Here is a 20,108-nt window from a genome sequence, read left to right as displayed (position 1 = left end):
CTCGCTCGGCTCGGGGCCATCGCGAGCGGGGGCGGGGAAGCGGGCGCGCCCGGGCACGGGGGCGCGAAGCACCGCGTCCACCGGCCTGCTCCGCGAGGCCCGGACGTCTGGGCACCCGGGCCGGACGGTCCGGGCGCGCTGTCGGCAGGTCATCGGACTCGTAACGTGTACGAAGGCACGCCAACACACCGTTGCGGGACAGTTCCGGATTTCCACCGGATTCCCCTGCGGCGACAGCGAGGACGAGCATACATGTGGGGGGCGCCCGTTGAGGCACCCCCCACATGTTGTGTCGGTCGACGTGTCAGAGGGACAGGCCGTACGTGCGGAGCGTCACCCCCGGAGCGGGCTCCCAGTCCCGTTCCGGGGTACGGACGAACCCCAGCCGCTCCACGACGCGGTGGGCCGCCCGCATGGACTGCCGCGACGACAGCACCAGCCGCCGGCACCCCTCCTGTGCCCGCGCCCGCTCGACACATGCACGTACGAGCGCCTCTCCCGCGCCCCGTCCCCGCGCCTCCCGGGCCACCGCCAGCATCCGCAGCTCGGCCTCCCCGGCGCCGGCCAGACCGGCCTCGCCGGCCCACCCGGCGCCGCCCCCCGCGCCCCGGGCGGTGCCGTCCGGCTCCGCGCCCCGGGCGGTGCCGTCCGCGACGAAGGTCACCCCGCCCAGGACCCGCCCGTCCTCGCCCACCGCGACCAGCACCTCCGCCGCGGCTGCCCGGCCGGCCACGTCCCGCAGCCCGATCAGGTGCTCGTCGCTCTCCCCGAAGGCCAGCAGCCCGTCGTCGAGGTACGCCCCGGCCGTGACCTCGGCGAGCGCCCCGTGTTCCTCCGGCCGTACCGGCCTGATGGTGATGTCCATGGTGCGAGTGTGGTGCGGCACGGCGACGGGCCGCCGTATTTCCGTCCCCGGAAACACGGCGGCCCGTCCCACGGTCACCCGCTCAGCAGCGGTGTCCGCTCAGCGGCGCCCGTTCAGCAGCGCCCGCTCAGCAGCAGCGGAACCCGTCGCGGGGGTCCGCCTCCCGCGCGTCGGTGCGCCGGCGCTCGAACTCGCGCCGGGTCAGCACCTCGCAGCCCGGGTCGTGCGCGCGGGCGTGGGCGACGTACCGGTCGTACGTGGCCTCGCCGGACACCTCGCGGACGTACCAGCGCACCCAGCGGGCGGCACGCCGCAGCCGGCCGCCCGGACCGGTGGCGGGCACCGCGGCGCTCATCGCGCGCCGGTCCCGGCGGGCGTCCCCCCGCCGCTCCCGCCGTCCCGGTCCCGGCCGGCACCCGCCGGCACGCCGCCCTCGGGGCCGACCCCGGCGGCGGCCAGCTCGGCCTTCTCCTCGGCCGTCGGGAACAGCCCGGCGGGGGCGACGAGCCGGGACTCGGTGTACGGGGTCTCCGACAGCCGCACCTCTCCGGGCCGGGAGACGGCCCGGTAGCAGACCCGGCCCGCGTCGGCGATCACCACCACGATCAGCAGGGCGAACAGCGCCGACAGGACGCCGTCGACCGTGGAGTTGGTGACGACGGTGTGCATGTCGTCCATCGACTTGGCGGGGGCGAGCACCTGGCCGGCGTCGATGCCCTCCTGGTACTTGTCCCGCTGGGCGAAGAAGCCGACCCGGGGATCGGCCGAGAAGATCTTCTGCCAGCTCGCGGTGAGCGTGACCGCCACGTCCCAGGCCAGCGGCACGGCCGTCACCCAGGCCCACTTCAGCCGCCCGGACTTGACGAGCAGGGTGGTGCAGACCGCCAGCGCCACGGCGGCCAGCAGCTGGTTGGCGATGCCGAACAGCGGGAAGAGCTGGTTGATCCCGCCCAGCGGGTCGTGCACACCGACCCAGAGGAAGTAGCCCCAGCCGCCGACGACGACCGCGCTGGCGAACCAGACGCCCGGCTTCCAGCTCACCTGCTTGAAGGGCTTGTAGACGTTGCCGAGGGTGTCCTGGAGCATGAAGCGGCCCACGCGGGTGCCGGCGTCCAGCGTCGTCAGGATGAACAGCGCCTCGAACATGATGGCGAAGTGGTACCAGAACGCCTTCATCGTGGCGCCGCCGAACACCGCCGAGAAGATCTCCGACATGCCGAGCGCGAAGGTCGGCGCGCCGCCGGTGCGGGAGAGCAGCGACGCCTCCTCGACGTCGGCCGCCGCCTGGGCGAGCTGGTCGGGGGAGATGGTGAAGCCGAAGTTGGAGACGGCCTCGGCGGCGGACTGCACGGTGGTGCCGACCACACCGGGCGGCGAGTTGACGGCGAAGAACAGACCGGGGTCGATGATGCAGGCCGCGATCATCGCCATCACGGCGACGAACGACTCGGTGAGCATGGACCCGTACCCGATCATCCGGATCTGGGTCTCCTTCTGGACCATCTTCGGGGTGGTGCCCGAGGAGACCAGGGCGTGGAAGCCGGACAGGGCGCCGCACGCGATGGTGATGAAGACGAACGGGAACATCGACCCGGCGAAGACCGGGCCGTCGCCGCGGCTGGCGAACTCGGTGACGGCCGGCATCTTCAGCGTCGGCAGGGCGAGGAAGACGCCCAGGGCGAGCAGCGCGATCGTCCCGACCTTCATGAAGGTGGAGAGGTAGTCGCGCGGCGCCAGCAGCAGCCACACCGGCAGCACGGAGGCGAGGAAGCCGTACCCGACCATCCAGATGACCAGGGTGCCCGGCTCCAGGGTGAAGGTGTCGGCGAGCGAGGACTCGGCGACCCAGCCGCCCGCCACGATGGCGAGGAGCAGCAGGGCGACGCCGATGACCGACACCTCGGTGACCCGGCCGGGGCGCAGCACCCGCAGGTAGACGCCCATGAAGAGGGCGATGGGGATGGTCATGCCGATGGAGAAGACGCCCCACGGCGAGTGCGCCAGGGCGTTGACGATGACCAGCGCCAGCACCGCCAGCAGGATGATCATGATGGCGAAGACCGCGACCAGCGCGGCGGCGCCGCCGAAGGGGCCGATCTCGTCCCGTGCCATCTGGCCGAGCGAACGGCCGTCGCGGCGGGTGGAGAAGAACAGCGTCACCATGTCCTGGACGGCGCCGGCGAAGATGACGCCGACGATGATCCAGATCGTGCCCGGCAGATAGCCCATCTGCGCGGCGAGCACGGGTCCGACGAGCGGCCCGGCGCCGGCGACCGCGGCGAAGTGGTGTCCGAAGAGCACCCGGCGGTCGGTGGGGTGGAAGTCGACACCGTTGTCGAGCCGTTCGGCCGGGGTCGCCCGGGTCTTGTCGACCTTGAGCACCCGGTGGGCGATGAAGCGGGAGTAGAAGCGGTACGCGATGGCGTACGAGCCCAGCGCCGCCGCGAGCATCCAGGCGGCGGAGATCTCCTCGCCCCGGGAGAGGGCGAGCACGGCCCAGCCGGCCGCCCCGGCCAGCGCCACGAGCGACCAGAGGACGATCGACCGCGGGGCGAGCCCCGTGCGCGGTGGGTTGGGTGGTGCCGACGGCTCTGGCATGGTGCACGTCCCCTCGCTGATCACCTGTAATGCGCAGGAAATCTAGGGGAGTGCCTCGCGCAGCGTCACCCCCCGTCCGCATATCGGTACGGCAACGCTTTCGCGACGAGGGCCCGCCGGGCCGCGGGCTCAGCCGTTGGGGCGCTTCAGGCGGGCCACGAACTTGTAGCGGTCGCCCCGGTAGACCGACCGCACCCACTCCACCGGCTCGCCGTTCCCGTCCAGCGAGTGGCGGGAGAGCATCAGCATCGGCAGGCCCACGTCCGTACCGAGCAGCCCGGCCTCCCGGGGGGTGGCCAGCGAGGTCTCGATGGTCTCCTCGGCCTCGGCGAGGTGGACGTCGTACACCTCGGCGAGCGCGGTGTAGAGGGAGGTGTACTTGACCAGGGAACGGCGCAGCGCCGGGAAGCGCTTGGCCGACAGGTGGGTGGTCTCGATGGCCATCGGCTCGCCGCTGGCCAGCCGGAGCCGCTCGATGCGCAGCACCCGGCCGCCGGGCGAGATGTCGAGCAGCCCGGCGAGGGTGTCGTCGGCCGTCACGTACCCGATGTCCAGCAGCTGCGAGGTGGGCTCCAGGCCCTGGGCGCGCATGTCCTCGGTGTACGAGGTGAGCTGGAGGGCCTGCGAGACCTTGGGCTTGGCGACGAAGGTGCCCTTGCCCTGGATGCGCTCCAGCCGCCCTTCGACGACCAGTTCCTGGAGGGCCTGGCGCACGGTGGTGCGGGAGGTGTCGAACTCGGCGGCGAGCGTGCGCTCCGGCGGGACCGGGGTGCCGGGGGGCATCGTCTCGGTCATGTCCAGCAGGTGCCGCTTGAGGCGGTAGTACTTGGGCACGCGCGCGGTGCGGGTGGCTGCCCCGCCCTCGGTCTCGGTGCCGCCCCCGTCCGTGGCCATGGCCCGCCTTCCCGACTCCTGTGCTGTTGCCGTCACCGGCTCCTCCGTCCCTTGCGGCTCACATGGTGGCACGGACCGGTCACGGGTCGTCGCCCTCCCTCAGGTGTCGGTCCGGTAACGGACCCGACTGCCCTTCTTATACACCCTTGACACCCCTAAAGGTCTAGGCCAAGCTCCGGGTTACTGGTCTAAACCACTAAAGACCAGGTCCCAGTCCCACGGGCAGCACGGGCAGTTACACCGGCATGGCTTCGCGGTGGGGGCAGGGTTTGCAGGCATCCCTGAGGAGGGTGGCGTGAAGCGCAGGCTCATCGCGGCGATCGGTGTCGCGGGCATGATGGTCGGTACCGCCGCGTGTGGCTCGGACGACGGCAAGGGGGGCGGCTCCGACGCGGGCGGCAACAAGACGCTCACCGTCTGGGTCATGGACGGTTCGGCTCCCGACGCCTGGATCAAGAACGTCAACAAGGAGTTCGAGGCCAAGCACAAGGGCGTCAAGGTCAAGGTCGAGATCCAGCAGTGGAACGGCATCCAGGAGAAGGTCACCACGGCCCTCTCCGAGGACACCCCGCCGGACGTCATCGAGCTGGGCAACACCCAGACCGCCGGTTACGCCGCCACGGGCGGGCTCGCCGACCTCACCGAGGACAAGGCCAAGCTCGGCGCCGACGGCTGGAACAAGGGCATGCTCGCCTCCAACGAGCTGGACGGCAAGCTCTACTCCGCCCCCTGGTACGCCGCCAACCGCGTCGTCATCTACGACAAGGCCGCCTTCAAGAAGGCGGGGGTGACCCCGCCGAAGACCCGCGCCGAGTGGATCGCCGGACTGAAGAAGCTCAAGGCGTCCGACGCCAAGACCCAGCCCATCTACCTGCCGGGCCAGAGCTGGTACGTCTACGCCGGCTTCGTCTGGGACGAGGGCGGCGACCTCGCGGTCAAGGACGGCGACAAGTGGAAGGGCAACCTGTCCTCCCCCGAGGCCGCGGCCGCCATGAACTTCTACAAGGAGCTGCAGTCGTACTCGACCGCTCCCAAGGACAAGGACGAGGCGACCCCGCAGCAGTCCACCGACATCGTCCCCAAGGGCGGCGTCGCGTCCTGGATCGGCCTCGGCTGGGAGGCCGGCGGCGCGATCGAGGCCATGAAGAAGGCCGGCAAGACCGCCGACTTCGGCTACTTCCCCGTCCCCGGCAAGACCGCCGACAAGCCCGGCTCGGTCTTCTTCGGCGGCTCGAACCTCGCGGTGTCCGAGCGCTCGCAGAACAAGGACCTGGCCAAGGAGTGGCTGGCGCTGGCCGCCGGCAAGACGCACATGGCCAAGTACGCCGAGGCCACCCAGGGCGCGCTGCTCCCGAACAACGACGCGGCCCAGTTCACCCCGGCCGCCGGTTCGTTCGCCGAGGCGATGGCCAAGGCCGCGTCCGTCGGCCGGATCACCCCGGTCACCCCGGGCTGGGCGAACGTCGAGACCGCGCCCAACCCGATCAAGGACTACATGACCAAGGTGCTCAAGGGCGGGGACCCGAAGTCGGCCGGCGAGGCCGCCGACAAGGTGATCACCGAGCGCGTCAACCAGCAGTAGTCGCCGCCGCCGCGGGCCGCCCCAGGGGTGCGGCCCGCGGCACGCGCACGAGCCACCCGGTGGTGCGGCCGAGACCCCGCGCCGGCCGCACCACCGGGGCCCATCACCCGGTCAGCAGAGAACCGCGAGGAAGAAGACCATGACCGTGGACTCCCAGGGAGCGGTGAGCACCGCTCCCGCGGACGCGCCCGGGAGCGCGGTGGGGGCGTCGAAGACCCCGCCGCCCCCGTCCGGCACGAAGAACGTCCTCCCCCCTCCTCGCGGCAGACGCTCCCTGCCCCGCGGGGTGCTGCCCTACCTGCTGATCGGCCCCGCCGTCCTGTCGATGGCCGTGCTGCTGCTCTATCCGCTGATCCGCAATGTGATCCTCTCCTTCCAGCAGGTGGGCCGCCGGGAGCTGATCACCCGCAAGCCGGAGTGGATCGGCGCCGAGAACTACACCGAGCTGCTGAGCGACTCGGCGTTCTGGACCGTGGTGGTCCGCAGCGTCGTGTTCACCGCCGTCAACGTGCTCCTGATCATGACGATCGGCACCCTGATCGGCCTGCTGCTGAACCGGCTCGGCACCCGTATGCGGCTCGTCCTGTCGCTGTCGCTGATGCTCGCCTGGGCCATGCCGATCGTCGCCTCCGTCACCGTCTTCCGGTGGCTGTTCGACGAGCAGTTCGGCGTCGTCAACTGGCTGCTGCGCACGCTCGGCTTCTCCGGCTACGAGCAGCACAACTGGTTCGAGACCGGCTTCTCCACCCTCGTGATCGTGATGATCCTGCTGGTGTGGGGCTCCATCCCGTTCGTCGCGCTCAACATGTACGCCGCCCTCACCACCGTCGGCACCGAGCTGTACGAGGCCGCCAAGATGGACGGCGCGAGCGGCTGGCGCACCTTCTGGTCGGTGGTCTTCCCCAACCTCAAGCCGTTCTTCCTGATCACCACGTTCCTGGAGATCATCTGGATCTTCAAGGCGTTCGCCCAGGTGTACGCGATGAACATGGGCGGCCCCGACCGGGGCTCCGAGACCCTGCCCGTCTTCGCCTACATCGAGGGCCAGGGCCAGTTCCACTACGGGGTCGCCGCCGCCATCTCCGTACTGACCATCGTGATGCTGATCGCGGCCATGTCCTTCTACTTCCGCCTGATCCTGAAGCAGGAGGAGGAGCAGTGAGCACCGTCCCCGCCCCCACCGCGACCACCACCGCGCCCCCGGCCACCGCCACCGCCGCCCCCGGCGGCGCCCGGCCGCCGCAGGTTCTGCGCCGGAGGAAGCCGCTGACGGCCGCCGCGGTCGCCAAGAACCTCACCGCGCTCGTCCTCGCCGTGCTGTTCGTCTTCCCGGTCTACTGGATGATCAGCTCGTCGCTGAAGCCGCAGTCCGAGATCCTCAGCAAGGACCCGGTCTTCCTCTTCGTCCCGACGTTCGAGAACTACCCGACGGCCACCGGCGTCGACCTGTTCTGGACGTACGTGGCCAACAGCCTCACCGTCACGATCGGCGCCGTGCTCCTCGCCCTGGTCGTCGCCCTCGCGGCGAGCTTCGCCATCGCCCGGATGAAGTTCCGCGGGCGCAAGGGGCTGGTGCTGGGCGTGATGATGGCGCAGATGGCCCCCTGGGAGGTCATGGTCATCGTGATGTACATGATCGCCCGGGACGGCGACATGCTGAACAGCGTCCCGCTGCTCACCGCGATCTACTTCGTCATGGTGCTGCCCTTCACCATCTGGACCCTGCGCGGCTTCATCGCCGCCGTCCCGGTCGAGCTGGAGGAGGCCGCCCAGATCGACGGCTGCACCCGCGGCCAGGCGTTCCGCAAGGTGATCTTCCCGCTGCTGGCGCCCGGCCTGATGTCGACCTCGCTCTTCGGCTTCATCACCGCCTGGAACGAGTTCGCGATGGTGCTGATCCTCAACAAGGAGAAGAGCGCGCAGACCCTGCCCCTGTGGCTGACGCAGTTCCAGACCGCGTTCGGCAGCGACTGGGGCGCCACCATGGCCGCCTCCTCGCTGTTCGCGCTGCCGGTCCTCATCGTCTTCCTCTTCCTCCAGCGCCGGGCCGTCGGCGGCATGACCGCCGGCGCAGTGAAGGGATAACGGCACCCCATGACGACTCTCGTACGCGGCGCCTCCCCGACCCTGGTCAGGGACGCGCTCACCGTCCTCCAGCCGGGCTTCACCGGCACCACCGCGCCCGGCTGGCTGCTGCGGCGCATCGGCGAGGGCCTCACCTCGGTGGGCCTGTTCGGGCGCAACATCACCTCCGACGAGCAGCTGACCGCGCTCACCGCCCGGCTGCGCGCCGAGCGGGACGACGTCCTCGTCGCCATCGACGAGGAGGGCGGCGACGTCACCCGGCTGGAAGTGCGCACCGGGTCCTCCTTCCCCGGCAACCTGGCGCTGGGCACCGTCGACGACCCCGCCCTCACCCGGGCCGTGGCCGCCGAGCTGGGGCGCCGGCTGGCCGCCTGCGGGGTCGACTTCAACTGGGCGCCGTCCGCGGACGTCAACTCCGACCCGGACAACCCCGTCATCGGCGTACGGTCCTTCGGCGCCGACCCCGACCTGGCCGCCCGCCACACCGTGGCCTACGTCGAGGGGCTCCAGTCCGCCGGGGTCGCCGCCTGCACCAAGCACTTCCCCGGGCACGGCGACACCAACGTCGACTCCCACCACGCGATGCCGCGCGTCGATGTGGACCTCGCCACACTGCACAGCCGTGAGCTGGTGCCTTTCCGCGCCGCCATCGCCGCGGGTTCCAAATCGGTGATGAGCGCGCATATCCTTCTCCCTGCGCTCGACCCGGACCTTCCGGCGACCCTGAGCCCGCGGATCCTCACCGGTCTGCTGCGCCGGGAGCTGGGCTACGAGGGCCTGATCGTCACCGACGGCATGGAGATGCAGGCCATCGCCTCGACGTACGGGATCGAGCGCGGCTCCGTCCTCGCGCTCGCGGCGGGCGCCGACGCCATCTGCGTCGGCGGCGGCCTGGCGGACGAGGAGACCGTACTGCGGCTGCGCGACGCGCTGGTCGACGCGGTACGGACCGGTGAACTGCCCGAGGAGCGGCTGGCCGACGCGGCGGCGCGTGTGCGCGCCCTGGCGTCGTGGACCCGGTCGCACCGGGCCGGGGGGGACCGGACGGGGCCGGGCGCGGCTTCAGAGGAGGGGACCGCGCCCGGCACCGGCATCGGCCTGGTGGCCGCCCGGCGGGCGCTGACCGTCACCGGCGCGCCCGGGCCGCTGACCGGCCCCGCCCATGTCGCCGCCTTCACCCCGGTCGCCAACATCGCGGTCGGCGACGAGACCCCCTGGGGCCTCGGCCCGGAACTGGCGCGTCGCCTGCCGGGCACCACCACCGGCTCCTACGCCTCCGACGCGGCCGTGGAGCGGGTGCTGCGGGACGCGGGGGAGCGGACGGTCGTGGCCGTCGTCCGGGACGCCCACCGCCACCCGTGGATGGCGGCCGCGCTGGACGCGCTGCTGGCGGCCCGCCCGGACACGGTGGTCGTCGAGATGGGCGTGAGCCAGGCGCCCGCCCGGGGCGCGCTGCACATCGCCACGCACGGGGCCGCGCGGGTCTGCGGGGTCGCGGCGGCGGAGGTGCTCACCGGGGCGTGACCCGGCGCACAGCGGTACGACGAGGGGGGCCGGGTCCACCAGGACCCGGCCCCCCTTTCTCGTACCCGCGACCGGCTGTGCGAGAGCTACAGGCCCTGCCAGTGCGGCTTGTTGGCGTAGGTGTGGCGGAAGTAGTCCGCCAGCTTCAGCTTGGACGCCGCCGCCTCGTCCACCACGACCGTGGCGTGCGGGTGCAGCTGGAGCGCCGAGGCCGGTACGAGGGCGGCGACCGGGCCCTCGACGGTCTGCGCCACCGCCTCGGCCTTGCCCTCGCCGGTGGCCAGCAGGACCAGGTGCCGGGCCTCCAGGATGGTGCCGATGCCCTGGGTGATCACATGGTGGGGCACCTGCTCGATGTCGCCCCCGAAGAAGCGCGCGTTGTCCACGCGGGTCTGCTCGGTGAGCGTCTTGATCCGGGTGCGGGAGGCGAGCGAGGAGCACGGCTCGTTGAACCCGATGTGCCCGTCGGTGCCGATGCCGAGGATCTGGAGGTCCACCCCGCCCGCCTCGGCCAGCGCCCTGTCGTACGCCTTGCACGCCGCCTGCACGTCCTCGGCCGCGCCGTCGGGGCCCAGGAAGGCGTCGGGGTCCAGCCCCAGCGGCTCGACGACCTGGCGCAGCACCACGGACCGGTACGACTCGGGGTGCCCGGCCGGCAGCCCCACGTACTCGTCGAGCTGGGCCACCCGGGCGCGGGAGACGTCCACGGCGCCCGCCCGCACCTTCGCGGTCAGCGCCTCGTAGATGGGCACCGGGGTGGACCCGGTGGCCACGCCGAGCAGCGCGCCGGGCTTGCGGCGCAGCAGGCCGGCGACGGCCTCGGCGATCAGCTCGCCGCCTGCCTGGGCGTCCTGGACGATGACAACTTCCACGGAGGGCCTGCCGATCTCAGAGAACGTATGTGGTATAGACCAATCTAGCAGAATGAGCCTGCCCTGCGGAGGCTTCCCGGGTACCCCCGCGGGCGGGTGAATCGCCCGTGAACGGGCGCGGTCCGGCGGTGTGCGCGGGGGAGAGGAGGGGGCGGGGCGGCCCCGGAAAAACCCGCGGGCCGCGGCGCCGGGACGGGACCCTCAGCCCGTCCGGCACCGCAGCCCGGAGCTGCCCGGCCGGCGGGTGTGCGGTCCCGCGGCCGTGGGGAGGACTCGGCGCAGTCAGGGCAGAGAGCGCCGGGTACCTCGATCCGTCCTCCTGTGCGGGGAGGGCGGAGGTCTTCTGTTTCTGTCGGTCATTGTGGACTAGACCAATCTGGTCTGTCCATGCCGCCGCCACGGGGGCCGGCGGCACCGTCCGGAGGGGACGGCGGGCGATCGATGATCCATCGTCCGTACCCATCCTCTCTCACCCACCGGAAGAACACCAGATTCAGGCACGCGGGTACGCTCGCACATGTGCCCTCCATGAACGATCTCGTACGCCAGCACACCGCCCTCAGCGAGTCCGACCTCGAGTGGCTCCACCTGCTGGTCTCGGAGTGGCAGCTGCTCTCCGACCTGTCCTTCGCCGACCTGGTGCTCTGGGTGCCCACCCTCGACGGTACGCGTTACGTCTCCGTCGCGCAGATGCGGCCCAACACCGGGCCCACCTCCTACCAGGACGACATGGTCGGCCACCTGGTCCCGCGCGGCCGGCGCCCGCTGCTGGACGCGGCGCTCGACGAGGGCCGGATCGTGCGCGAGGGCGACCCGGAGTGGCGCGAGGAGGTCCCGGTACGGGTCGAGTCCATCCCCGTACGCCGGGAAGGGCGCGTCCTCGGCGTCATCGCCCGCAACACCAACCTGCTCACCGTCCGCACCCCCAGCCGGCTGGAGCTGACCTACCTCCAGTCCGCCTCCGACCTGGCCCAGATGATCGCGGCCGGCACCTTCCCCTTCCCCGGCCAGCAGGTCGACATGGACGCCTCGCCGCGCGCCGGCGACGGACTGATCCGGCTCGACGCGGACGGCGTCGTCCAGTACGCCTCGCCCAACGCCCTCTCCGCCTACCACCGCCTCGGCCTCGCCGCCGACCTGGTCGGCCAGCACCTCGGCCAGATCACCGCCGAACTCGCCCCCTCCCGGGGCCCGGTGGACGAGGCCCTGGTCAAACTGGCCAGCGGCTACGCCCCGCGCGAGGCGGAGGTCGAGGGCAACGGCGGCGTCATCCAGCTGCGCGCCATCCCGCTCAAGCCCAAGGGCCCCCGGATCGGCTCCCTGGTCCTGCTCCGCGACGTCACCGAACTGCGGCGGCGCGAACGCGAGTTGATCACCAAGGACGCCACCATCCGGGAGATCCACCACCGGGTGAAGAACAACCTCCAGACCGTCGCCGCGCTGCTGCGCCTCCAGGCCCGCCGGATGGACTCCGACCGGGGCCGGGAGGCGCTCAACGAGGCGGTCCGGCGCGTCGGCTCCATCGCCATCGTCCATGAGACGCTCTCCCAGAACCTGGACGAGCGCGTCGAGTTCGACGAGATCGCCGACCGGGTGATCTCCATGGTCGCGGAGATCTCGCCCGGCAAGGTCACCTGCCGCCGCAACGGCCGCTTCGGCATCCTCGACGCCGAGGTCGCCACCCCGCTCTCGATGGTCCTCACCGAGATCCTCCAGAACGCCCTGGAACACGCCTTCGCCCCCGGCGAGCAGGGCACCGTCGAGGTCTCCGCCGTGCGCGGCGACGCCCGCGCCCGGGACGCCCGGCTGCTGATCACCGTCCAGGACGACGGCCGGGGACTGCCCGAGGGCTTCGACGCCCAGCGCGCCGGCAACCTCGGCCTGCAGATCGTACGGACCCTGGTGGAGGGGGAGTTGGGCGGCACCTTCGACATGCAGCCCGCCGCAGAACGGGGCACCCGGGTGGTCCTCGACATCCCCGTACCCGCCCGGAAGTAGCGCCGGCCCCCGGGCGCGCGGCCCCGCGCACAGCAGCGAGCCCCGGACCGTGGAAGACGGTCCGGGGCTCGAACGCTATGGGTTACTGCTGCGCGCTGCGGCTCGGGAGGCGGGTGGGTGCGTACACGCTGTACGCGCCGCCTGGCTCAGGCTCGTAGCGGTGGCGTCGCTCAGGCGCTGGCGTTGCGCGCCCGGTTGCGGGCGGCGCGGCGCTTCATGGCGCGACGCTCGTCCTCGCTGAGGCCACCCCAGACGCCGGAGTCCTGACCGGACTCGAGCGCCCACTGCAGGCACTGCTCCATGACGGGGCAGCGACGGCAGACAGCCTTGGCTTCCTCGATCTGCAGCAGCGCAGGACCGGTGTTGCCGATGGGGAAGAACAGCTCGGGGTCTTCCTCACGACAAACGGCGTTGTGACGCCAGTCCATGGCTGCTACCTCTCCTTGGTGTTGCATGCAGGTTGCTTGTGAATGTGAACGCTTTCACGAATCCCTCAACAAGTGAAGGGCCGACCGCCAGAAGAACTGGTGTGGTCCTGGATTTGAGGAGGGGTTCTGGCTCTCACTGGAGGCCGGTCTTGCGGGCCGTCCCGATCGCCATGTAGAGATTCGCAAACCTCGGCGGCGGATACAACCCCTTCCGGAAAGTTTTTTTTGATTCCTCGGTGTCGGGTAGGTCACAGCCGTACTTCTATGGGGTGGACCCTGGCCCATACGTTCGAGATAAAGGACTGAAGGCCCTTCCACTCACACAATCACACGCAGTGCACGGCGAACGCCTGTGAACGTCACGCTGCTGCGCAGACCCAGGTGGTCGCCGTCCATCTGGAAGGGCAGCGGCGCCTTCGAATGCAAGGTGAAGTCGGTCAGGTCGTGCAGGGCGAGGGCGTGCTTGCCCTGGGGTCCGCGCTCGGGGCTGGAGGTCAGCAGCTGGGTGGCGACGCGCGCCACCGACACGGTCGACAGCCGGTCCAGCGCGAGCACGTCCAGCGCGGTGTCGAAGGACGCGTCCGGCGACGCGTACACCGGGCGATTGCCCAGGTAGGTCCAGGGAGCGGTGTTGCAGACTATGGACAGCGACAGGTCGTGCACCGGGTCGTGCCCCGGCCGCTCCAGGGTGATCACCCCGTGTCTGCGGCGCGGCTCGTCCAGGAACTGGCGCACCGCCTGCCGGATGTAGAGCGCGTGCGTCGACCGCTTGCCGCGCTCCCGCTGCTGCTCGACCCGGCCGATCACCCCCGCATCGAACCCGAAACCGGCACAGAACGTGAACCACCGGGACGGTACGGCCTCGTCCTCGGTGCCGGGCGTGCCCGCCGCCAGCCCGAGGCCCACGGTGCGGTCGCGGCGCTCCCGCAGCGCGTCCAGCAGGGCACCGGTCGCCTCCACGGCGTCGTTCGGCAGGCCCAGGGCACGGGCGAACACATTGGTGGAGCCGCCCGGCACGACCGCCAGGTGCGGCAGCCGGTCCGGATCTGGCCCGTGGTGCAGCAGCCCGTTGACGACCTCGTTGACGGTGCCGTCCCCGCCGAGGGCGACGACCAGCTCGATGTCCCGCGACTCGGCCGCCCGGCGCGCCAGGTCCCGGGCGTGGCCCCGGTGGGCGGTCGTCACCGCCTCCAGCTTCATCTCGCTGGCCAGCGCGTGGATCAGCACGTCGCGGGTGCGGGCACTGGTGGTGGTGGCTGCCGGATTGACCACGAGGAGTGCGCGCATGCCCGCCAGGTTACCTACCGCGCGGTACCCGGCGAAGCGGATGCCCGTCCCCGTCCACGGGCTGGACGGGCCCGCCGGTTACCCTGCGGGGGTGAGCAGTACGGACCAGACCCCCGCCGGCACCACCCCGCCCGCCCCGCGCCCCGCCCGGGTCACCGCCGCCGCGGCGGTCACCGGCCTGGAGGCGCTCGCGCTGCTCGCCGGAGGGGTCTATGTGCTCGTGACGAGTCTCACGGGCCGGCCCGACGACCTGACCCAGGCCCTCACCGGCGGCGCCACGCTCCTCGCCCTCGGCCTGATCCCGCTGGTGGCCGCGCGGGGCCTGCTGCGCTGCCGCGGCTGGAGCCGGGGCCCGGCGATCATCACGCACCTGATGGCCCTGCCGGTCGCCTGGACGCTGCTCCAGGCGTCGAGCGCCGCCATCCCGGCCGGCATCGCCCTGGCCGCCGCGGCGGTGGCCGGGCTGGTGCTGCTGCTGCACCCGGTGACGACGAGCGCCCTCGGCATCCGCGGCCGGGGCTAGGGCCTTTCGTTCGGATCAGGCTGGATCAGTGAGCGGGGTCTGGTGCGTGCAGATGCAAGGCGGAGGAGGGAGCCACTGCGGAGCATTGGCGACCGACGACAACGCCGCAGATGTGCGTGCCAGGGCACGCGAGCCCAGCAAGATCCGAACGACAGGCCCTGGCTCACCGGGAGCGGCCGGGTCACTCCTCGACGAGGAGCTTCTCGCGCAGCTGCGCGAGCGTACGGGCCAGCAGCCGGGAGACGTGCATCTGCGAGATGCCGACCTCCTGCGCGATCTGCGACTGGGTCATGTTCCCGAAGAACCGCAGCAGCAGGATCCGCTTCTCGCGCGGCGGGAGGTCCTCCAGCAGCGGCTTGAGGGACTCGCGGTACTCCACGCCCTCCAGGGCCTCGTCCTCGGCCCCCAGGGTGTCCGCGACGGCCGGGGACTCGTCGTCGGTGTCGGGCACGTCCAGCGAGAGCGTGGAGTACGCGTTCGCCGACTCCAGGCCCTCCAGGACCTCCTCCTCCGAGATGCCGAGCCGCTCGGCCAGCTCGTGCACCGTCGGCGAGCGGCCGTGCGTCTGGGACAGCTCGGCGGTGGCCGTCGTCAGCGACAGGCGCAGCTCCTGGAGCCGGCGCGGCACCCGCACCGCCCACCCCTTGTCCCGGAAGTGGCGCTTGATCTCGCCCACCACCGTGGGGGTGGCGTAGGTCGAGAACTCCACCCCGCGGTCCGGGTCGAAGCGGTCCACCGACTTGATCAGGCCGATGGTGGCGACCTGCGTCAGGTCGTCCAGCGGCTCCCCGCGGTTGCGGAAGCGGCGTGCGAGGTGCTCCACCAGCGGCAGGTGCATCCGCACGAGCCGGTTGCGCAGCTCGGCCCGCTCCGGAGAGCCGTCCGGCAGCGCCCGCAACTCGACGAACAGCGCCTTCGCGCCACTGCGGTCGTTCGGATCGTGGTGGTTTCGCTGCTGCTCGTTCATCCGGTCCGCCCGCTCTTCCAAAAGACCGTCCACCGGGTGCGGCCGCGCCTGCTGTTCCGGGATCGAGCTCAGTGCCCGCGGGCCGCGCTCCTCGTCTCGCACCGGACCGTCCCCGTTCCTCACGCCGGCCCGGGTCCCGCGCCGCGCTGTTTGTACAGGCTGATGGAGACCGTCCGGTCGTCGGCGACGGACGAGTCGACCTTGCCGGCCAGTGCCGAGAGCACCGTCCAGGCGAACGTGTCCCGCTCCGGCGCCCTGCCGTCCGTGGTGGGCGCCGAGACCGTGACGTCCAGGGAGTCGTCGACGAGGCGGAACACACAGCTCAGCACCGAGCCGGGCACCGCCTGCTGGAGCAGGATGGCGCACGCCTCGTCGACCGCGATGCGCAAGTCCTCGATCTCGTCGAGGGTGAAGTCCAAACGCGCCGCGAGACCGGCCGTGGCCGTACGCAGCACGGACAGGTAGGCACCCGCAGCGGGCAGCCGGACTTCCACGAAGTCCTGGGTCCCGGGCTCGCCTGCGATCTGGGACACCCTCACCTCCAAGGTGGCACAAGCTCTTTCGGGGCTCCGGAAGGGGCTGTCCTCCCCGGAGCCGTGTGGTACGCAGGTATGCGTGGTCCGCGGTGACGCTATCGCGATCCATGGTGCCGTGTCGCCAGGACCCCCGGCCCACGACTGTCACTCATGGTAAGCACATGAGTACGCTCAGTGGCTAGAGGTCTGCGGGGCCCAATCGCGAGAAACCGGCGGAGGGTTGACGTACCCAGACGTCACACGATCGAACCGTCGACGAAGCACCAACGCCAATTCTCCCCCCGCTCGTGGGTCCGGATCACCGGGTGCCCGGTGTCCTCGAAGTGCCGCGTGGCGTGCCGGCCCGCCGAGGAGTCGCAGCAGCCGACATGGCCGCACTCCAGGCACAGCCGGAGCTGGACCGGGTGCGTCCCGTCGGCCGCGCACTCCGGGCAGGTCGCCGACAGCGGGGCGGGCTCGGGCCGGGGCAGTTCGATCACGTGCGGACACTCGCGCATGATGGCCAGGTTAACGGGCGCTGCGCGGGTGAGAGCGGGGAGACGATGGACACACTGTCGCTGGTGGCGCTGGTCGCGGCGAGTGCCGCGATCGCGGGGCTGGCCCGCAGGACGCCGGTGCCGGCGCCCCTGCTGCTGGTGGCGGCCGGTCTGGCCGCCTCGTACGTCCCGGGCGTGCCCGACTACACGCTGGACCCGCACATCGTGCTGCCGCTGGTGCTGCCGCCACTGCTGCACACCGCCGCGCTGGAGTCGTCCTACCTCGACCTGCGCGCCAACATCCGGCCCGTCGCGCTGCTGTCGGTGGGCTATGTGCTCTTCGCGACGCTCGCCGTCGGCTGGCTCGCCCACCTGATGGTGCCGGACCTGCCCCTGACCGCCGCCCTCGTCCTGGGCGCCGTGGTCGCGCCGCCGGACGCGGTGGCCGCCACCGCCATCGCCCGCCGGCTCGGGCTGCCCGGCCGGATCACCACCATCCTGCAGGGCGAGTCCCTGGTGAACGACGCCACCGCGATCACCGCGTACAAGGTGGCGCTCGCCGCGGCCGTCGGCGAGGGGGTCAGCTGGGCGGGCGGGATCACCGAGTTCGCCGTCGCCGCGCTCGGCGGGATCGGCGTCGGCCTGGTCCTCATGGTCCCGATCCACTGGCTGCGCCGGACCCTGCGCGAGCCGATGCTCCAGAACACCCTCTCGCTGCTCATCCCGTTCGTCGCCTACGCGGCCGCCGAGCACGTCCACGCCTCCGGGGTCCTCGCCGTCGTCGTGGTGGCGCTGTACCTGGGCCACCGCTCCTGGCAGGTCGACTTCGCCACCCGCCTCCAGGAGGAGGCCGTCTGGAAGATGGTCGCCTTCCTGCTGGAGACCTCCGTCTTCGCGCTGATCGGGCTCCAGCTGCCCCATGTGGTGCGCGAGCTGGGGGACTACGGCACCGGGGAGGCCGCCCTGTACGCGGCCGGGGTCTTCGCCGCGGTCGTGGTGGTGCGGTTCGTCTGGGTCTTCCCGGCCACCTACCTGCCGCGCGCCCTGTCCCGGCGGGTGCGGGAGCGGGAACCGGGCGTCACCTGGACCTCGCCGGTGATCGTCGGCTGGGCCGGCATGCGGGGCGTGGTGTCGCTGGCGATCGCCTTCTCCATCCCGGTGGCCACCGCGGGGGAGGCGTTCCCGGCGCGGAACCTGGTGCTGTTCCTGACCTTCACCACCGTGATCGGCACCCTGGTGGTGCAGGGCCTCACCCTGCCGCCGCTGATCCGGGCCCTGAAGCTGCCCGGGCGGGACGCCCGCGCCGAGACCCTGGCCGAGGCGCAGGCGCAGAGCGAGGCGTCCCGGGCGGCCGAGCAGCGCCTGGAGGAGCTGCTCGCGGACGAGCGGAACACCCTGCCCGGGCCCCTCGCCGACCGGCTGCGGACCGTGCTGGAGCGGCGCCGCAACGCGGTGTGGGAGCGGCTGGGCGCCGCCAACCCGGTCACCGGGGAGTCGGCGGACGACACCTACCGGAGGCTGGCGCGGGAGATGATCGAGGCCGAGCGCGAGGTGTTCGTCCGGCTGCGGGACGAGCGGCGCATCGACGACGAGATGATGCGCACCCTGCTGCGCCGGCTGGACCTGGAGGAGGCCGCCGCCTACCGGGAGGCGGCGGACGGCTGACCCCCGGGGGCTGCCGTCGGTACGTGGTGTCACCCGGCTCCTGGGCCCCGGCCCGGCTCTCAGGCCCCGGCGCGGCCCGGCTCCGGGCGGCCGGTGATCACGGCGGCGAGGGCCGTGCCGGGCGGGAAGGCGCCCTCGCGGGCCGGGGCGACGAGTCCGTACAGCAACTTGGCGACATATATGCGCTCGATGGCGAGTCCGTGCCGCGCCTCGAAGTCCTGGGCGAACGCCTCCAGCTCCGGCGGCACGCGCGCGTAGCCCCCGAAGTGGAACCGCTCGTCCAGACTCCAGTCGCCCGCCGGCCCGCCGAAGGCCGCCTCCTGGAGGTCCCGTACGGCACCGCCCAGGAAGCCGCCCCTCAGCACGGGCACGCCCAGCGCCCGGCGGCCCGCGCCCAGGCCCGCCGCCAGACCGGCCAGGGTGCCGCCCGTACCGCAGGCGACCGCCGCCACGTCCGCGCCCTGCGCGCGCAGCTCCCGCCCCAGCCCGGCGCAGCCGCGTACCGCCAGGGCGTTGCTGCCGCCCTCGGGCACCACGAAGCTGTCCGGCGGGGCCTGCCGCAGCAGCCGCTCCAGCACCGCCGGGTCGTCCTTCGCCCGGTACGTGGCGCGGTCCACGTACAGCAGCCGCATCCCGTCCGCCGCGCAGGCCGCCAGCGACGGGTTCGGCGGCCGGCCGGCCAGCTCCTCGCCGCGCACCACCCCGGTGGTGGGGAAGCCCAGCAGCCGGCCGGCGGCGGCCGTGGCGCGGAGGTGGTTGGAGTACGCGCCGCCGAAGGTGAGCACCGGCCGCCCGGCCGCGGCGGCGAGGCTGGGCGCCAGCTTGCGCCACTTGTTGCCCGGCAGGTCCGGGTGGATCAGGTCGTCGCGCTTGAGTAGCAGCCGTACGCCGTGCCGGGTGAAGCGCTCGTCCTCGGCCGGCTCCAGGGGGGAGGGGAGCCGGGGCCGGAGGCGGGACAGGTCGAGCGCGTTCACCCGGCCATTGTCTACTTCAGCCGCTCCGCGACGCGTGCCCGCATCGACGCCATGGAGAAGCCGCGCGGGTCGACCTTGCCCGGCTGCCACTCCAGGTGGCCGATGACGGAGCGGGCGGTCCAGCCGTGCCTCCGGCAGATCGCCGCCGCCGCCTTCTCGATGGCCAGCAGCTGCGCCTCGGGCCACGGGTCCCTGCCGTCGCCGAGGTTCTCGCACTCGAAGCCGTAGAAGTGGGTGTTGCCGTCGACGTTGGCCTGGTTGTCGTGGGGGAGCGCCTTCTCGGCGATCACGGCGCGCAGGACGTCGCGGTCGCCCTTCCCGGCGTGGTTGGCCCTGCCGTACCCGACGAGGTGGACGGTGCCGTCCTTGGTGATCACGCCGTGGCAGAGGGGGCCGGGGAGGCCGGGCCGGCCCTCCCGGCAGAGCCGGACCGTGTGGTCGCTGCCCTCGGTCACGGTGTGGTGGATCATCACCCCGTGGACCGGCCCCCAGGGGCCCTTGTGGTTGCGGTTGTGGGTGCGCCAGTCGCCGACCCCGACGACGGTGAGGCCCTCGTCGCGCAGCGCGTCGAGAAGGCCGTTCGCGGACATGGGTGGGGCCACGCCGCCTCCTTCTGGTTGTGCCTGAGCCCGTTCTACCCAGGGAGTACGCGGCGGCGGCGCGGTCGGCTCATGTTCGGACGGCGTGCGAGCCGATCCGGACAACCGCCGCCCGGGGCACCGGGCGCATCGTGAGCCGGCGAACCGGTGGCGAACCCCAGGGCATGCCCCGCCCGGTGATGATCCATTCTCGCTCGTTTGTGTAATGGCGGGAACACGCAACGTGCTGAAAGGC

The 20,108-nt window shown here is 72.1% G+C and carries 19 protein-coding genes and 1 riboswitch; of the genes, 7 read left to right on the top strand and 12 right to left on the bottom strand.

Annotation, left to right across the window (positions count from 1 at the left end; genetic code table 11):
* Positions 1–147: 147 nt before the first annotated feature.
* Positions 148–225, bottom strand: a riboswitch (cobalamin riboswitch).
* 79 nt (positions 226–304) lie between these two features.
* From ACF08D_RS12740 to ACF08D_RS12725, 4 genes are all read right to left on the bottom strand, one after another.
* Entirely contained in the window at positions 305–865 is a 561-nt protein-coding gene (locus ACF08D_RS12740) for a GNAT family N-acetyltransferase (protein ID WP_392222614.1), read from the bottom strand.
* Between the two features lie 127 nt (positions 866–992).
* Positions 993–1,220, bottom strand: coding sequence for a YbdD/YjiX family protein (locus ACF08D_RS12735; RefSeq protein ID WP_392222613.1), 228 nt, complete (start codon positions 1,218–1,220; stop codon positions 993–995).
* Positions 1,217–3,463 (bottom strand): carbon starvation CstA family protein, encoded by a 2,247-nt coding sequence (locus ACF08D_RS12730; RefSeq protein WP_392222612.1) that lies wholly within the window; start codon positions 3,461–3,463, stop codon positions 1,217–1,219. The genes ACF08D_RS12735 and ACF08D_RS12730 overlap by 4 nt, the downstream gene beginning before the upstream one ends.
* A 129-nt stretch (positions 3,464–3,592) precedes the next feature.
* Positions 3,593–4,357, bottom strand: a complete 765-nt coding sequence (locus ACF08D_RS12725; protein ID WP_064068516.1) for a GntR family transcriptional regulator — start codon at positions 4,355–4,357, stop codon at positions 3,593–3,595.
* A gap of 295 nt (positions 4,358–4,652) precedes the next feature.
* Here ACF08D_RS12725 and ACF08D_RS12720 point away from each other — a divergent pair, with 295 nt between their 5' ends.
* The 4 genes from ACF08D_RS12720 to ACF08D_RS12705 all read left to right on the top strand — a co-directional run bounded on the left by ACF08D_RS12720 (position 4,653) and on the right by ACF08D_RS12705 (position 9,548).
* A complete protein-coding gene (locus ACF08D_RS12720) occupies positions 4,653–5,939 on the top strand; it encodes an extracellular solute-binding protein (protein ID WP_392222611.1) in 1,287 nt (428 codons plus the stop codon).
* A 139-nt stretch (positions 5,940–6,078) separates the two neighbouring features.
* On the top strand, positions 6,079–7,101 hold the full coding sequence (locus ACF08D_RS12715; RefSeq protein WP_392222610.1) for a carbohydrate ABC transporter permease: 1,023 nt from the start codon (positions 6,079–6,081) through the stop codon (positions 7,099–7,101).
* 86 nt (positions 7,102–7,187) lie between these two features.
* Positions 7,188–8,024 carry a carbohydrate ABC transporter permease gene (locus ACF08D_RS12710; protein WP_392223179.1) on the top strand — a complete coding sequence of 279 codons (837 nt, stop codon included), beginning with the start codon at positions 7,188–7,190 and terminating at the stop codon, positions 8,022–8,024.
* Between the two features lie 9 nt (positions 8,025–8,033).
* Positions 8,034–9,548 carry a glycoside hydrolase family 3 protein gene (locus tag ACF08D_RS12705; RefSeq protein WP_392222609.1) on the top strand — a complete coding sequence of 505 codons (1,515 nt, stop codon included), beginning with the start codon at positions 8,034–8,036 and terminating at the stop codon, positions 9,546–9,548.
* Positions 9,549–9,634: 86 nt separating this feature from the next.
* Here the strand turns inward: ACF08D_RS12705 and nagB are convergent, their stop codons facing one another.
* Entirely contained in the window at positions 9,635–10,420 is a 786-nt protein-coding gene (nagB, locus tag ACF08D_RS12700; protein ID WP_392222608.1) for a glucosamine-6-phosphate deaminase, read from the bottom strand.
* 528 nt (positions 10,421–10,948) lie between these two features.
* On the opposite strand from nagB, the gene ACF08D_RS12695 reads away from it, so the two are divergent.
* On the top strand, positions 10,949–12,418 hold the full coding sequence (locus tag ACF08D_RS12695) for a sensor histidine kinase (protein ID WP_392222607.1): 1,470 nt from the start codon (positions 10,949–10,951) through the stop codon (positions 12,416–12,418).
* Between the two features lie 170 nt (positions 12,419–12,588).
* On the opposite strand, the gene ACF08D_RS12690 is transcribed toward ACF08D_RS12695, so the two are convergent.
* Both ACF08D_RS12690 and ACF08D_RS12685 read right to left on the bottom strand, forming a co-directional pair.
* On the bottom strand, positions 12,589–12,846 hold the full coding sequence (locus ACF08D_RS12690; protein ID WP_003953983.1) for a WhiB family transcriptional regulator: 258 nt from the start codon (positions 12,844–12,846) through the stop codon (positions 12,589–12,591).
* Between the two features lie 318 nt (positions 12,847–13,164).
* Positions 13,165–14,133, bottom strand: coding sequence for a diacylglycerol/lipid kinase family protein (locus ACF08D_RS12685; protein WP_392222606.1), 969 nt, complete (start codon positions 14,131–14,133; stop codon positions 13,165–13,167).
* Positions 14,134–14,224: 91 nt separating this feature from the next.
* Here ACF08D_RS12685 and ACF08D_RS12680 point away from each other — a divergent pair, with 91 nt between their 5' ends.
* Positions 14,225–14,656: a hypothetical protein gene (locus tag ACF08D_RS12680; RefSeq protein WP_392222605.1), complete on the top strand. Its 432-nt coding sequence runs from the start codon at positions 14,225–14,227 to the stop codon at positions 14,654–14,656.
* Positions 14,657–14,837: 181 nt separating this feature from the next.
* Here the strand turns inward: ACF08D_RS12680 and ACF08D_RS12675 are convergent, their stop codons facing one another.
* The 3 genes from ACF08D_RS12675 to ACF08D_RS12665 form a co-directional block, all read right to left on the bottom strand.
* Positions 14,838–15,746 carry an RNA polymerase sigma factor SigF gene (locus ACF08D_RS12675; RefSeq protein WP_392222604.1) on the bottom strand — a complete coding sequence of 303 codons (909 nt, stop codon included), beginning with the start codon at positions 15,744–15,746 and terminating at the stop codon, positions 14,838–14,840.
* A complete protein-coding gene (locus ACF08D_RS12670) occupies positions 15,743–16,156 on the bottom strand; it encodes a hypothetical protein (RefSeq protein WP_064068524.1) in 414 nt (137 codons plus the stop codon). The genes ACF08D_RS12675 and ACF08D_RS12670 overlap by 4 nt, the downstream gene beginning before the upstream one ends.
* A gap of 239 nt (positions 16,157–16,395) precedes the next feature.
* Positions 16,396–16,656, bottom strand: a complete 261-nt coding sequence (locus ACF08D_RS12665; RefSeq protein WP_392222603.1) for a UBP-type zinc finger domain-containing protein — start codon at positions 16,654–16,656, stop codon at positions 16,396–16,398.
* Between the two features lie 45 nt (positions 16,657–16,701).
* On the opposite strand from ACF08D_RS12665, the gene ACF08D_RS12660 reads away from it, so the two are divergent.
* Complete coding sequence (locus ACF08D_RS12660; protein WP_392222602.1) at positions 16,702–18,300, top strand: Na+/H+ antiporter; 1,599 nt, start codon at positions 16,702–16,704, stop codon at positions 18,298–18,300.
* A gap of 59 nt (positions 18,301–18,359) precedes the next feature.
* On the opposite strand, the gene ACF08D_RS12655 is transcribed toward ACF08D_RS12660, so the two are convergent.
* Positions 18,360–19,274, bottom strand: a complete 915-nt coding sequence (locus ACF08D_RS12655; protein WP_392222601.1) for a 1-aminocyclopropane-1-carboxylate deaminase/D-cysteine desulfhydrase — start codon at positions 19,272–19,274, stop codon at positions 18,360–18,362.
* 11 nt (positions 19,275–19,285) lie between these two features.
* Complete coding sequence (locus tag ACF08D_RS12650; protein ID WP_392222600.1) at positions 19,286–19,876, bottom strand: N-acetylmuramoyl-L-alanine amidase; 591 nt, start codon at positions 19,874–19,876, stop codon at positions 19,286–19,288.
* Positions 19,877–20,108 lie beyond the last annotated feature (232 nt).

The organism is Streptomyces sp. NPDC015131, from assembly GCF_043079975.1.
Classification (GTDB): domain Bacteria; phylum Actinomycetota; class Actinomycetes; order Streptomycetales; family Streptomycetaceae; genus Streptomyces.
Note: the sequence above shows the minus strand (reverse complement) of the source record. Positions and strands in the feature narration are given on the sequence as shown.